Here is a 668-nt window from a genome sequence, read left to right on the forward strand (position 1 = left end):
TTGTTGGTCACACCCTGCAAGTTGGCATCGCGGGCGCGTTGCTGATCTTCAAGGCGCTGTGTCAAAACCGGCAGGGTTTCGTTGCTGCTGTCGCCGAGAATGACAATCACCGCACGCTGGCCGTTATCGTTGGCGTAGACATGCATGTTGTTGGCTTGCGAACCCACTTTTCCACTTTGATCATGCATATCCGCAGGCAGCGTGAACGTGATGTTGCCAGACAGCAGCGAGATGGTTTGACTGGCGGTTTGCGCGGCCGGAGCATCGTGTCCGGCGTGGCCCGCATTGTCGTCTTTCTTACCGTCGCAGGCGGCTAATAGTGCGGCAAGCAACGTAATTCCAAGATATTTCACTAGCTTCCTTTTATCAGGCATGCACGGGTAAACCGCTATATCGCACCCTATTCACTGGGGAAACTCAAGCGTTTTGTTGTCACAAAACCTATTTAGGACGGTTCCTGAGACAACCCATCCACACGCGGGGGATGGGTTGTCAGGCATCAGCGCCATTGTTCAGCCGAGGGCGGCTCGCGCAATGCGGGATGACTGTGGGATTCACTCAAACGCTTGAGCAGCATATTGAGCATCACACCGTACATTGGCAGGAAGAACAACAGGCTAATCAGCAATTTGAAGGTGTAATCGACCAAGGCGATCTCCACCCAGTTG

The 668-nt window shown here is 53.7% G+C and carries 1 protein-coding gene; it reads right to left on the reverse strand.

Annotated elements, in window-relative coordinates:
* Positions 1 to 374, reverse strand: a 374-nt coding sequence (locus J5224_RS33120) for a DcrB-related protein (RefSeq protein ID WP_264629142.1), incomplete at its 3' end; no start/stop codon positions are given.
* Between the last annotated feature and the right edge of the window lie 294 nt (positions 375 to 668).

The organism is Candidatus Symbiopectobacterium sp. NZEC135 (assembly GCF_025962695.1).